The organism is Paenibacillus sp. FW507-14B1B (genome assembly GCF_058781425.1).
In genome coordinates this window covers 128,856-141,823 of the sequence record NZ_JBYSWS010000002.1, presented here as the reverse complement: position 1 = coordinate 141,823, position 12,968 = coordinate 128,856, and the positions used below count along the sequence as shown (strand labels likewise).

Sequence of the window (12,968 nt, the reverse complement as noted above, 5' to 3'; positions counted from 1 at the left end):
AGGTACACAGAAGGGGATATTTTGTGTTTAGGTAGTTAAAACACGAACTTCAATCAAACTTCAACCATGGATACCAATCCGGTTTACTTACCCTTACGGGTTAAAGGAGAAATTTCATCCCACTGCTCAGAGGTTAACTCACCAAGATCATTAAATTGTCCAGCACCTTGAAGCCACTCACCGCCATCGATTGTAATAACGTCGCCATTAATGTAGGCTGCGTAATCAGATATTAGGAAGGCTGCCAGATTGGATAACTCATCCTTATTGCCAACGCGACCAAGTGGAACGCGATTAATCATCTTCTGTTCAAACTCTGGGGTAGGAGCCAGCCGAGACCATGCACCTTCTGTTGGAAACGGACCAGGGGCAATGGCAACTTGACGTATACCGTAGGGAGCCCATTCTACGGCAAGTGAGCGGGTGATCGCCAGTACCCCAGCCTTGGCGGCCGCGGAGGGTACAACATATCCGGAACCCGTTGAAGCATAGGTTGTCACGATATTAAGCATGGTTCCAGATGAACCTCTCTCAATCCAGCGCTTACCGACTTCCAGGGTTGTATAAAAAGTCCCGTGAAGTACAATGTTGAGTACTGCATCAACAGCGCGTGAAGATAGTCGTTCTGTGGGACTGATGAAATTGCCGGCAGCGTTATTTACGAGAATATCTATGCCACCATAGTGACTCTCTACAGCATCGATAAGCGCTTGGACTTGAAGGGGATCACGTACATCACAGCTTCTATAATAGACGTCGTGTCCCAAGGGACTCATTTCTTCTGCTGCATTCTTCAGTACTTCTTCGCGGCGGCCACAGATCGCAAGTTTAGCTCCCAGCTCTAAAAACTTCTCACCCATAGCGCGGCCAAGTCCTGTGGCACCACCGGTAATTAATATAACTTTGTCTCTTAACAAGTCATTAGTAAAGGGTCCCATTTATCATTCACGCTCCCCAAGAGTTTTGTTAAATTCAAACATCTATATAATTCCAGCGTATAAGTACTGACGGAGGATTAGAATAGAAGATCTTTCCTAAAATGAATTGACAAAGTAATAAATGTTTCACATAATTATTATATCTTTTTGTTTAAAAAGTCCTTATGAGGATATTTCTTGTCCTACTTTTTCTAGTTTTGATGTATGATTAAATGAGGTAGCTTAGAGTAGATTAGCGAAAAGAGGGGATTAATCCATGTATGTTATTGGCTCAGCTTGTATAGATGAAAAAGCTGGTGAATGTGTCGACGTATGTCCAGTTGATTGCATTGAAGAAGGAGACGATCAATTCTACATTGACCCGGATATTTGTATTTCCTGTGGCGCTTGTGAAGCAGCTTGTCCCGTGACAGCAGTATTTTATATCGATGATTTGCCGGAAGAAGAGAAGCCTTATTACGAAAAGGCTGTGGAATACTATAAGAACAAATGAAGCTAATACTTAAATAAACACCCTTCCTCATAGGTGCAGAGTTACTTTCAGCTCACCTATAGGGAAGGGTGTTTTTAATTTACAATCATTATGAAAGCGTCTGAACAACATGAATAGCTATATCATCGTAGATTTGCTTCAGAAGATCAGGATTCGTGGATTGTTGTTCATCCGGGATGATCGGAACCTGAGCCAGCACGGAGGTATTTAGCTGTTCTGCTAACTTTGAACCGCCGCCTTTACCAAAGATATAATGTTTATTTCCTGACAGATCTTCATAGTAAGACATATTCTCAATAACCCCAATAATATGGTGATGGGTCTGGAGTGCCATCATTCCTGCACGTTCTGCAACAACTGTAGCTGTGGATTGCGGTGTCGTAACGATAATTTCAGAGCACTCTGGTAGCATCTGATGGATAGCTAGGGCAATATCACCGGTCCCAGGGGGAAGATCGATTAGCATATAATCCAGAGGACCCCACATTACATCGTTCAAAAAACTAGAGAGCATTCTTCCAAGCCGAGGGCCACGCCACAAGACAGGATCATTACCTTTGACAAAAAAACCTGTAGAGATCACTTGGATTCCATCTCGCTGCAGTGGTGTGGGACGACTATTCGTAGGTTCAGGTTTCTCATGAATCCCCATCATGTCAGGTATACTGAAGCCATAAATATCAGCATCAATAATGCCGACTCTTTTACCGACTTTATGCAAAGCTTTTGCGAGATTCAGAGTCACAGTAGATTTACCAACGCCGCCTTTGCCACTAGCAATGGCGATGAATTTCACCCCAGCTTTAACCATGGGGCTCACTGGAAAGGGATTCGGAGCTGCAGGTCTTGCTGCTGATTTTGTCTGTGATTGTTGCATCTCCAGTGCTCTAACGGATATGTGTTGTTTCTCCTCTTCGGATACTGTCTTTATTCTTATATGTATATTTGATACTCCTATGGTACGAAGCAGCTCTTCGATCTGCTGTTTCTGGGTTTCTGTTACGCCTTGTGTCTGATCTTGTTCGGTAGCGATCAGGGTCAGTGCAGCTTTGTCTTCCTTCAACATGACATCACGGATGTATCCAATCTGAATCAAAGGAAGTTTTAGATTGGGGTCGATGATGGTTGCCATTTTGCTCTCAAATATCTCTCTATTCATAAGTCACCTCTATACATGCTTCTTGAATGCCGATTTTCTTGTTCATTTCAGTTTAAAGAAGTTGAAACGACTAGTCAATGAAAGCTCGATTGTGATGTATTTTGTGAAAATTTTGTGAGTATATATCCATTCTACACAGAAACCACACAATTTCTGTTTAATAAGAGGTAGCCTCGTTTGCAAAAGGTGAAATTCGATTCTGAAGGGAGAACTACCTATGTCACATGAACAAATGCAGAAATGTATCGATGAATGTCTACGTTGTATGCAGGCTTGTAACCACTGTTATTCCGCTTGTCTGGAAGAAGAACATATGGAAATGATGAAGGAGTGTATCCGCCTAGATCGAGAGTGTGCAGATTTATGTGCCTTTGCAGCACATGCAATGTCTATTAATAGCTCTTATGTCAAACAAATCTGCGAGGCATGTGCAGAAATGTGTGAGAGATGCGGCAATGAATGCAAAAAGCATGATCATGAACACTGCCAGCGCTGCGCCGAGGCATGTTTCAGATGTGCTGATGCATGCCGAGCTATGGCAGCTTAAACGATATTAGTAGAGTTAATAGTAGATTCTTGTTTAAAGAAGCAGCTCACATGAGTGAAATATGGAGCAAAAAATAAAGACATGGTGGAGTCAGGGAGGTTATCCCAGCACCGCCATGTCTTTATTTTGGTCTATTGCCGCCTTCTTCAACAGTTTATGGGCGAGTGAAAGCCATCCGACCTCAAGGCTGACTTTCGACAGGCCTCGAAGCAGAAATCGTCTAAACCCTCGGTTGTTCTTGATTTGCCCAAATACACTTTCCGGTTCCATCATCCTTCAAACCGACAGTGCGTACCCTTTCTCACTTCTAAGTTTCTCACGAGCTTGTTGTTTGTACCGAAGGTATTCCATGCTTACCGTGATTTCACGATTCCCTTTAGCTTTGGTGCAAGCTTCTTTGAGTGGACAACCTTCACAGCTTTCTCCCCGGTAGTGTCGCTTTCGAATCTCATATCCGCTCTCTGTCGAGTACCTTGGCGATTTGACGAGAGGAATACAGTCGCTGGGTGTAGGCGTAAATGAGGATCTTGGTGAGTTAGCTATTTCGTCCTCCACCTGATAGGCATCCTGGAAGATTCGGTCATCTAAGCGATTGACCGCTTCATTGACTACACGAACAAGGTGATTGGACGGAATGTCGTCCTCTAAATCCATTGGCAGATAAAATTGATCAATGGTATATTGAATGTACAAATCCTTCTTACATGGTTGGTCGTACTTCCATTCTACTAGAGGGCGGTTTCCTTCTGTTATCTGTCTTTGAATGGTATGCACGAAGCAGCGGAGAGAACGAAACGATTCCGGACCAGCGGTAGCGGTCGCCTTTGCCCCCGAATTTCTTCCTTGCTAGAATAATTCCCGGAAATTTGGGGGCAACAGCGAGGGGAGGAACGTTTCGTACGCGGAGCATCTCACAACAACAAACGAGGCCATCACGCAAGATCCTAGATCTTTTGGGACAGCCCCTTTTTGATGTCTTAATTTGAAATAACATCTGGTATAGTCCAACCGTTTACGGATAGGTAAAAAATAGGGGAATGATAGTGAGAGAAGGAATAAGTAGAGGAAGAAATTACATTTTTGTCACTCATATCATTGACATATCTAGCCAAAATATATTACAGTATGATAGGGTTACAAAATATTAATGAATTTTGCCGAATTTCGTTTTTGAAAACGGGGGAACCGATCCGGGTGAATTATTCTTGCAATAGAGGGAATATAGGAGACCTTCAGCCGAACCCTTAGCTAACTCCGTAGGCACCGAAGGGAGAAAGTGTTTTGAAGAAAGTCATTATATCATTACTAGGGTCTGCACTTATTTTTTCTTCTGGCGCCTTCACAGCATACGCTGATATGCCAAAGCTTCAAAGTCAAGTAACACAGTTGGTTGGAACTCCGTATAAATGGGGTGGAACAACGGAAAGTGGATTTGACTGCTCAGGATTTATTCTGTACATAATGAATCAATATGATCTAGATTTGCCTCGTACATCCGCTGCACAAGCCAAAGCGGGGACTCATGTAGATCAAGAAGACCTTCGAATGGGAGATTTGGTATTCTTTAATACAAGTGGTCGTGGAGTTTCTCACGCAGGAATTTATGTCGGAAATGATCAATTTGCTCATGCATCAACAAGTAAGGGTGTAAGAATCAGTAAATTGTCTGAATCTTATTATAAGACTCGTTATGTAACTGCACGTCGAGTGATCAGTCAAGAGAATTATGTGCAGATGGTAGGAACTATTAATTAATAATGAATCAAAGCCCGCGATTAATATCGCGGGCTTTTTAAATATATGATCGTATTTCAAAGTGATGAACATGGAGGATTAATCGTTATGTCTTACTTATTTCGAAGAGAAATTAACAACTGGCATTCCTGGGGAGCTGTTTATCAGTCCATAGAAGATTTCAGGCTATTAATAGAAGAAATATTTGCAAGAGAACAACTGACTGGAGCAGAGCATATCTCTCATTTGAAGCCAGGAACTAATGCGGTGTTCAAAACAGGGGAATATGTCATTAAGATTTTTGCGCCATCAGAATCGGGTTTAGATACAGACTCAGATTACAGAGCTGAACAAACAGCAATGCAAAGAGCCATCCAGCAAGGGATTCATACGCCATCCATTGTTGCTGCGGGCACGTTAAAAGATAAGTATGCATTCAAATACCTCATTATGGATTATATTGAAGGGGAAAGTGCTGGCGATGTCTTCACTCAATTAACTCTCGAAAAAAAGAAACAGTTCATCAAAGAGCTGCAGCATAATTTATCGAAGTTAAATATTCGTCCTGATGAAGAGTTTAGTCGTGAATTCCTTATAGATAGAGCAGTACATAACGAGAGATGGCATATTGCAGCACCCGAAGTAAGCAAGCAAATTAAAGATTACCTAAGAGAGTATAAGATTCAAACTTATGTTCATGTGCATGGTGATCTAACAGGTGACAATGTACTGATCAACACGATTGGACAGCTCTATATTATTGATTTCGCTGATAGTACAATTGCACCGGTTGAATATGAGTTTCCTCCGATTATATTTGAATTATTGCAAAGTGATATCGAAGGTATTTTTGAGTTTATTAAGGGGCTGGGGATGAAGTATAATGAGTTTATTGATCGATTATTTGCAGGAACGCTGATGCATGATTTTGGTGCGAATTTTGTAAAAGCAATTTATGAGAAATATACAGGCAGAGAAATTACAGAACTGAATGATATTTTTGAAATCAAGAGATTGCTCCATAAGCATCTTCTGCCGAATTCCCTAATTACATAAGTTTAGTCTATCTGATTGAGGAGGGAAGTACAGCGTGTTTAAATTTTGGAAAGGTCGGGAGAAGAAAGAATCTGTTCTTGAAACTTCCGAGGCATCCACTCCTACTAGACAAGCAAGTACAGAAGAGAAGCTTGTCCTGTTACGAGGAAGGAACACCGAGCAGGATGTTGTTCCGGTTGTCGGTATGACGATTCTCGAACTTGCAGAACGGAATGAAGTTGATTGGAACTCTTTTTGTAAAAGAGGGACTTGTGCTCGCTGTCGTTGTCATATAAGTGAAGGAATGGAGTATATGTCCGCTGCGAATGAAGCCGAAGAGAATAGACTGGATCCTGAAGAGATCGATGATGGTTATCGTTTAGGATGCCAGACGAAATTCGAGAGAATAGGCGTTGTTTCTATTAAGCACGCACCATACTTCTAATCATATTTCATCATGATCGTACCCGGAGGCCTGTAATCAGGTTATCCGGTTTTTTTATCTTAAATACAATAACAGTTCAATTTGGAGGGAATATGATGAAGCGCTACGAGAGGGACACACACTTCTCTATATCGCAGAGCCCGATTCAAAACAAAATAGGTAGTGTCTTTGTACCGGTTCGAGACCTTGAGGAATCTCGACTGTGGTATTGCCAGCTCCTTGGGCTAAATGTAATGGAGTGTGAAATTTTGAATGGACATTTATGTCCTCTCCCTATGCAAGGAACCGGACTCATCTTAGACACAATGCCCATGTGGGGAGGCGAGGAACCGGGTGGAGCACCACATATTACAACGCCTGCATTCATGCTACTTACGAATGATTTGGAAGCAGCATTCGCCTACGCTGTGGAAACAGAAGTTGATATCGTGACGACGATCGAGAATAATCAATGGTTTGTTATTAAAGATCCGAATGGGAATCTTCTCATGATTTGCAAGGAGTAATCAGGTACATGCTCATCCGTACATTATATCATTAGGTTGGTTGGGGGCGTTTCAATTGTATAAGATCATCATAGTGGATGATGAACCCATTGTCCGAGAAGGAATTAGGGATCGTATTCAATGGGAAGAACATGGGTTTGTATGTGTGGGTGTAAGTGAGAATGGACAAGAGGCCTTAGAAGTCGTTGCTAGTCTTCGACCAGATGTCGTATTAACCGATATTTATATGCCTTTTATGGATGGACTGGAGCTCTCCCGACGCATCGTGGAGCTGTATCCACGAACGAAGATCATAATTTTGACGGGATATGATGATTTTGAATACGCACAGCAAGCTGTGAAACTACAAGTCACAGATTTTATTTTGAAACCGGTTACATCAGCGGAACTCCGTGAGATACTGGATAAATTAAAAGTCGAAATGGATGAAGAGCGTGGAAATCAGGAACATCTAAATCAATTGAAACAACAGTTAAACGAGAGTCTTCCGCTACTTAAAGAGAGATTTCTTGAACGTCTAGCGTCCTCAGCACTGAGCGATTGGGAAATATCGAGTAAAATGGCATACTTCGATATTGCACTGACCGGTCCTTTATTTGTAGCTATCGCGGCAGATATGGATGAACTGCGTCCTGATGACCATGGTACCGATAATGAGCTGTATGCTTTTGCTGTCTACAATATTATTCAAGAAATTATGAGCGATGAATCCGCTTCTGCTGTATTTCGTTATAAAGGGAATAAGGTTATTACTGTATTATCCGGAACGGGAGAAGAGGCAATATATACACGTGCCCAAGAAATGGCCGAGGCCATTCGCAGTTCCATTAAACGCTATCTGTCCTTTACGGTAACGGTTGGAGTGGGAACGATCTGTCGTGAACTGAAAGATCTCAGACACTCTTGCCAAGCTTCTGTATCGGCGCTGGAATATCGTCTGCTAATGGGTAGTGATCAAGTTGTAAGTATATTAGATCTAGAGAATAGAAGTTCAATGCCACTATATGACGGAACGAATGCGGAGAATGCCCTTGTATCTGCTATAAAGACAGGTACACCAGAAGATGTTGATCTTTCGATCAGTCGGTTGATCGGAGAACTTAAACATGCATCGATATCCATTGAACAGTGCTACATTCGAGTGCTGAGGGTGATGCTGGCTGTACTTCAGGCATTGCTGGAAATCGGCTGTAGTGAGAAAGATTTACTCGGTAAGGAAACTCGTCTATTAACAGAGCTGTACTCTTTTCGTTCATTGGAAGAGATAGAATACTGGCTCAAGGATATGTGTGAGAAGGCCATCCAAGGAGTCGTTGAAACACGTAAGGATATTTCGCGTCATCAGATGTCAGAAGCGGTACAATTTATTCATAACAATTATGATGATACAGAGCTTTCCGTAAAAACGGTGTGCAGCCGGATTTTTATGAGTGCAAGCTATTTCAGTTCTTTATTTAAGGCCCATACCGGAAAGACTTTTGTAGAATATGTAACCCGTATTCGATTGGAGAAGGCTAAGGAGCTGTTAAAGCATTCTTCATTGAAAACCTATGAGATTGCTATGAAAACAGGTTATCAGGATGCTCAGTATTTCAGTGTGCTCTTTAAGAAATATACGGGGGATACGCCGACTGACTACCGCCAGAAGATGATGGCAGACGGTGCATGATGATGTGGCGTAATATGAAAATCAAAAGTATCCAATCTAGAATAGCAGGCACCTTTGTCTTGCTTGTTCTGTTGACGGCATTACTGCTCATATTTATCTCCTACCGATTATCGGAATCGGCTGTGCGAGAGACGGCTGAGAGTTACACAGCCGAATTGATCAATCAAGTAAACGCCAATATACAGACTTATATTACAGGCATGAAGGATATCTCCTTGACGGCAATGAATAATCCGGACGTGAGAGAATACTTGGCGTATGCCCAATCACTTTCACCAAAAAAATTGTCAGCGCTAGAGTCCAAAATATCAGAGTATTTTCACTCTATTCTTGTCTCTAGAAAAGATATTACATCGGTTAATATATTCGGCTACAATGGGACATTTATTTCGGATCGGCGCGGTGTGCAGTTGAATCCGAACAGTCCACCAGCAGAACAGTCTTGGTACCAGCAGGCACAGAATGCGGCTGGGCAGGCCGTGATTTTTTCATCCCATGTCCAGCCAGTTATCAAAGATGAATACCACTGGGTGGTCTCGCTAAGCCGTGAACTACGCGGGATAGATCGTTCACAAGGACTTGGTATTCTGCTTATAGATCTTAATTTTAAAGTAATTAATGATATGTTAAATCAGTTGGATCTTGGAAATAGAGGCTATGTATTTGTTGTGGATCGGGAAGGTAATATTGTGTACCATCCTCAACAACAGCTTCTATATAGCAATTTGAAGACAGAGCAGATAGAACGTGTACTCCAAGAACCAAGCGGTGGATTTGTTACTCAAGAGGATGGTGTAAGTCGGATATACACCGTTAAGGATTCGGGATTCGGTTGGAAAATTGTCGGAGTGTTTTATGAGAATGCACTGGTTGAGAACAAAAAGAAAATGAAGCTCTCTTTTGCAGTAGCTGGCTTGTTCTGTTTAGGAGTAGGTGTGATGGTCTCTTATCTCATATCTCGGAATCTGACAAGGCCGATAAAGAGATTGCAGGAGAATATGAACGAAGTGGAAAAAGGAAACTTCGATATCCGTGTTCCAGTTGGACATTCAAAGGAAATATCCAGCTTGGCCCGTAGTTTTAATCTGATGATGATGAAGATCAAAGAATTAATGAATCAAATCGTTGTTGAACAAGAGTTCAAACGCAAGAGTGAGCTAAATGCCCTTCAAGCCCAGATCAATCCGCATTTTCTCTATAACACACTCGATTCAATCATTTGGATGGCTGAGGGTAAGAAGCATGACGAGGTTATTCTGATGACATCAGCGCTAGCTAAATTATTCCGGGCATCACTGAGCAAAGGCCAAGAGCTGATACCTTTAGCAACTGAAATCGAACACATTACAAGCTATCTCAAAATCCAGCAGATGAGGTATCAGGATAAGATCGAATTTACGGTCCATATTGATTCATCGCTTAAACGGTATATGACGCTTAAAGTTCTACTTCAACCCCTTGTAGAAAATGCGATCTATCATGGGGTTAAGAACAAGCGAGGAAGGGGTATGATTCATATTCATGGAGCTCGAATCGGTCATGATATTGAGCTTCGGGTTATAGATGATGGAATTGGTATGGATGAGGAGACCATACGAACGATCCTTTACCCATCAGATTCACATAATACGAGCAAGGTAGGGGTTGGGATCGCGAATGTTCATCAGCGTATTCAGTTATACTTCGGTTCAAAATATGGATTGTCCTATAAAAGTGTCCTGAATGAGGGGACGACAGCGATTGTGACTATTCCTGCAATTCATTTTGATGAACAGGGCAGTAAGGAGGAGGAGTTGGCCTGATCAGAATGTTCAAATTACGTTACATTGTTCTAGCATTTATAGCGATGATCATTGTGGGCTTTTCCTTAAATGCATTATGGATAAAAGAATTTTCAGCAGGATCCAAGAAGATTATTGTTGTATTGAAAGCTACGGAGGAGATTGAGTTCTGGCGAGTGTTAACCGATGGGGTTCAGACAGCTTCTAAAGAATTTGACGTTCAAGCATCAGTGATAGGCCCACCTAAAGAGATTGAAGTTGATCTACAAATCTCGATGATCGAACAAGCCATTCAAGAGGATCCAGATGCAATCGTGATGGCTGCTGGTGATTATAACCGTCTTGTACCTACTGCGCAGAAGATCAGAAAAGCAGGCATCCCACTGATCATGATTGATTCCGATATTAATGGCGATTATGCAGAAAGTCTAATATCTACGGATAATATTGATGCTGGTCAGAAGGCAGGTAGAGAGATGGCAGAGCTTCTACCACCTAATGCCAAGGTTGCAATTATTAGTTATGTTCAAGGAACGTCAACACAGATAGAGCGGGAACAAGGAGTTCGTAGCATCCTCAGTTATCGTAAAGGAACCGAAATTGTAGGAACTTATTACAGTGAAGGGATGGAAGAGACGGCTTACAACATGACGAAGGAATTGCTTCAAAAGCGCCTGGATCTCGATGGCATTGTTGGACTTAATGAACCTTCAACTGTTGGTGCCGGGAGAGCTATTCAAGAGCTTGGTCTTATGGGTAAAGTGAAGCTTGTTGGATTCGACAGCTCCATTGCCGAGGTGAAGTTGCTAGAAGCAGGTGTGCTTCAATCAACGGTCGTTCAGAAACCTTTTAGCATAGGTTACCTCGGTGTAAAAACCGCATTGTCCGTTCTGAACGGAGATAAGGTCCCGCCTGAGATATATACAGATTCAGTTGTTATCCATAAAGACAATATGTACACAGAAGAAAATCAAAAACTACTCTTTCCCTTTGTGGAAGAGTAGTTTTTTTTATTCTCTAAACCAGTAAGATACTTTAATTTTTAGTGGGATTTTCAACATGGAGAAGAGAAAATTCCATTCCTTCCATTGAGCACGACTTATACAATTAATCACACAGACTTCGTGTAAAGAGGTGAGAAGCTTGGGAGAAGTACTCGTATCCATGACTGGCATCGAAAAAAGTTTCCCTGGTGTACAGGCGCTAAGCGATTGCCGATTTGAATTGTTAAAGGGTGAGGTTCATGCATTAATGGGCGAGAACGGTGCAGGCAAATCCACATTAATGAAAGTTCTCACGGGTGTTTATCAGAAGGATGTAGGTACCATTGTATATAAAGGTAAGCCTATTGAAATTTTGAGTCCCAAAGCCGCTCAGGATGCTGGTATAGGAATGATTCATCAAGAATTGAATCTTTCTCAAGATTTGAGTGTTGCACAGAATATTTTTATGGGACGTGAACCGAAGAAAGGCTTTGGATTGTTCTTGGATGAGAAGGAGTTGAACCGCAAAGTGCTTCAGCTCTTCGAATTAATGGATCTTGATATGGACCCTTCTACGCTTGTAGCGGATTTAACCGTCGCTAAGCAGCAAATGGTGGAAATCGCCAAGGCATTGTCTTTTAACTCCGAAGTGTTAGTGATGGATGAACCGACAGCTGCTTTAAGTGAAACGGAGATTGCCGATCTATTCCGGATTATAAATCAGCTTCGTAAGCAGGGTGTTGGAATTGTGTACATTTCTCACCGGATAGATGAAATTAAGCAGATTACAGATCGAATTACAGTGATGAGAGATGGTCGTTATATCGATACCGTCCTTACATCTGAGGTTACGAATCAGCAGATCATAACGATGATGGTTGGCAGACAAATCTATGATTCTTCGAAACCGGAGAATGCTCGCACCAATAGCGAAACCGTGCTTGAGGTCATTGGATTGAATCGTAACAGGGTTCTTCATGATATCCACTTCCAGCTTAAGAAAGGCGAAATTCTTGGAATAGCTGGATTGGTAGGAGCAGGGAGGACCGAGCTCGCTAGAGCAGTATTTGGTGCAGACAAAATACAATCAGGAGAAATTCGGATTCGTCAACGTAAAGTCACAATTAAAGAACCGCACGATGCGGTACGACAAGGTATCGGATACTTGTCAGAGGATCGTAAGCGATTCGGCTGTGTGGTCGATCTAGACGTGAAATCCAATGTTGTGATTGGTTCTTATCGAAAATTTAAATTTGTTGGATTTATCCAATCCTCCAAGATCAGACGAACAACTCAGGAAATAGTCGACAAGCTCAAGGTAAAGACCCCGCATATCGATCAAGAGGTGAAATTTCTCTCAGGTGGGAATCAGCAGAAGGTTGTGATTGGGAAATGGCTAACTCGCGATTGTGACATTCTTATCTTCGATGAGCCAACCAGAGGGATTGATGTGGGGGCCAAGAGTGAGATCTATAAACTACTTAATGATCTGACAGAGCAGGGGAAATCCATCATTATGATATCTTCAGAGTTACCGGAAATACTTCGTATGAGCCACCGGATCATCGTGATGTGTGAAGGAAGGATAACGGGCGAGCTCGATTACCAAGAGGCCACGCAGGAAAAAATCATGCACTTGGCGACTTTAAGAATGTAATGTAACCGAATAATGCACGTC

12 protein-coding genes, 1 pseudogene and 1 riboswitch are annotated in these 12,968 nt (G+C 42.1%); of the genes and pseudogenes, 10 read left to right on the top strand and 3 right to left on the bottom strand.

The window, feature by feature from the left end; genetic code table 11:
• Positions 1 to 83 precede the first annotated feature (83 nt).
• Positions 84 to 938, bottom strand: a complete 855-nt coding sequence (locus AC3WJJ_RS08740; protein ID WP_492539814.1) for an SDR family oxidoreductase — start codon at positions 936 to 938, stop codon at positions 84 to 86.
• A gap of 256 nt (positions 939 to 1,194) precedes the next feature.
• On the opposite strand from AC3WJJ_RS08740, the gene AC3WJJ_RS08735 reads away from it, so the two are divergent.
• The gene (locus tag AC3WJJ_RS08735; protein ID WP_492539812.1) at positions 1,195 to 1,431 is read left to right on the top strand and encodes a ferredoxin family protein; all 237 of its coding nucleotides are present in this window, start codon (positions 1,195 to 1,197) and stop codon (positions 1,429 to 1,431) included.
• 88 nt (positions 1,432 to 1,519) lie between these two features.
• On the opposite strand, the gene AC3WJJ_RS08730 is transcribed toward AC3WJJ_RS08735, so the two are convergent.
• Positions 1,520 to 2,590, bottom strand: a complete 1,071-nt coding sequence (locus AC3WJJ_RS08730; RefSeq protein ID WP_492539810.1) for an Mrp/NBP35 family ATP-binding protein — start codon at positions 2,588 to 2,590, stop codon at positions 1,520 to 1,522.
• A 217-nt stretch (positions 2,591 to 2,807) separates the two neighbouring features.
• Between AC3WJJ_RS08730 and AC3WJJ_RS08725 the strand changes: the two genes are divergently transcribed.
• Complete coding sequence (locus AC3WJJ_RS08725; RefSeq protein ID WP_422657093.1) at positions 2,808 to 3,137, top strand: four-helix bundle copper-binding protein; 330 nt, start codon at positions 2,808 to 2,810, stop codon at positions 3,135 to 3,137.
• Between the two features lie 99 nt (positions 3,138 to 3,236).
• On the opposite strand, the pseudogene AC3WJJ_RS08720 reads toward AC3WJJ_RS08725, so the two are convergent.
• Positions 3,237 to 3,599: pseudogene (locus AC3WJJ_RS08720) on the bottom strand (transposase); the annotation flags it as partial.
• 683 nt (positions 3,600 to 4,282) lie between these two features.
• Positions 4,283 to 4,415, top strand: a riboswitch (cyclic di-AMP (ydaO/yuaA leader).
• Between the two features lie 3 nt (positions 4,416 to 4,418).
• On the opposite strand from AC3WJJ_RS08720, the gene AC3WJJ_RS08715 reads away from it, so the two are divergent.
• The 8 genes from AC3WJJ_RS08715 to AC3WJJ_RS08680 all read left to right on the top strand — a co-directional run bounded on the left by AC3WJJ_RS08715 (position 4,419) and on the right by AC3WJJ_RS08680 (position 12,947).
• Positions 4,419 to 4,892, top strand: a complete 474-nt coding sequence (locus AC3WJJ_RS08715) for a C40 family peptidase (protein WP_422657092.1) — start codon at positions 4,419 to 4,421, stop codon at positions 4,890 to 4,892.
• 87 nt (positions 4,893 to 4,979) lie between these two features.
• The gene (locus tag AC3WJJ_RS08710; protein ID WP_492539808.1) at positions 4,980 to 5,927 is read left to right on the top strand and encodes a phosphotransferase family protein; all 948 of its coding nucleotides are present in this window, start codon (positions 4,980 to 4,982) and stop codon (positions 5,925 to 5,927) included.
• Between the two features lie 34 nt (positions 5,928 to 5,961).
• Entirely contained in the window at positions 5,962 to 6,351 is a 390-nt protein-coding gene (locus AC3WJJ_RS08705) for a 2Fe-2S iron-sulfur cluster-binding protein (protein WP_492539806.1), read from the top strand.
• Between the two features lie 95 nt (positions 6,352 to 6,446).
• Positions 6,447 to 6,857 carry a VOC family protein gene (locus tag AC3WJJ_RS08700; protein WP_492539804.1) on the top strand — a complete coding sequence of 137 codons (411 nt, stop codon included), beginning with the start codon at positions 6,447 to 6,449 and terminating at the stop codon, positions 6,855 to 6,857.
• 55 nt (positions 6,858 to 6,912) lie between these two features.
• On the top strand, positions 6,913 to 8,526 hold the full coding sequence (locus AC3WJJ_RS08695; protein ID WP_492539802.1) for a response regulator: 1,614 nt from the start codon (positions 6,913 to 6,915) through the stop codon (positions 8,524 to 8,526).
• A 14-nt stretch (positions 8,527 to 8,540) separates the two neighbouring features.
• Positions 8,541 to 10,328: a sensor histidine kinase gene (locus AC3WJJ_RS08690; RefSeq protein ID WP_492539800.1), complete on the top strand. Its 1,788-nt coding sequence runs from the start codon at positions 8,541 to 8,543 to the stop codon at positions 10,326 to 10,328.
• A gap of 5 nt (positions 10,329 to 10,333) precedes the next feature.
• Positions 10,334 to 11,311, top strand: a complete 978-nt coding sequence (locus AC3WJJ_RS08685; protein WP_492539798.1) for a substrate-binding domain-containing protein — start codon at positions 10,334 to 10,336, stop codon at positions 11,309 to 11,311.
• 139 nt (positions 11,312 to 11,450) lie between these two features.
• Positions 11,451 to 12,947: a sugar ABC transporter ATP-binding protein gene (locus AC3WJJ_RS08680; RefSeq protein WP_492539796.1), complete on the top strand. Its 1,497-nt coding sequence runs from the start codon at positions 11,451 to 11,453 to the stop codon at positions 12,945 to 12,947.
• Positions 12,948 to 12,968 lie beyond the last annotated feature (21 nt).

Coding starts and splice junctions, on each gene's coding strand:
- AC3WJJ_RS08740 (WP_492539814.1), bottom strand. CDS start 938: ATGGGACCCTTTACTAATGACTTGTTAAGAGACAAAGTTATATTAATT.
- AC3WJJ_RS08735 (WP_492539812.1), top strand. CDS start 1,195: ATGTATGTTATTGGCTCAGCTTGTATAGATGAAAAAGCTGGTGAATGT.
- AC3WJJ_RS08730 (WP_492539810.1), bottom strand. CDS start 2,590: ATGAATAGAGAGATATTTGAGAGCAAAATGGCAACCATCATCGACCCC.
- AC3WJJ_RS08725 (WP_422657093.1), top strand. CDS start 2,808: ATGTCACATGAACAAATGCAGAAATGTATCGATGAATGTCTACGTTGT.
- AC3WJJ_RS08710 (WP_492539808.1), top strand. CDS start 4,980: ATGTCTTACTTATTTCGAAGAGAAATTAACAACTGGCATTCCTGGGGA.
- AC3WJJ_RS08700 (WP_492539804.1), top strand. CDS start 6,447: ATGAAGCGCTACGAGAGGGACACACACTTCTCTATATCGCAGAGCCCG.
- AC3WJJ_RS08690 (WP_492539800.1), top strand. CDS start 8,541: ATGAAAATCAAAAGTATCCAATCTAGAATAGCAGGCACCTTTGTCTTG.
- AC3WJJ_RS08685 (WP_492539798.1), top strand. CDS start 10,334: ATGTTCAAATTACGTTACATTGTTCTAGCATTTATAGCGATGATCATT.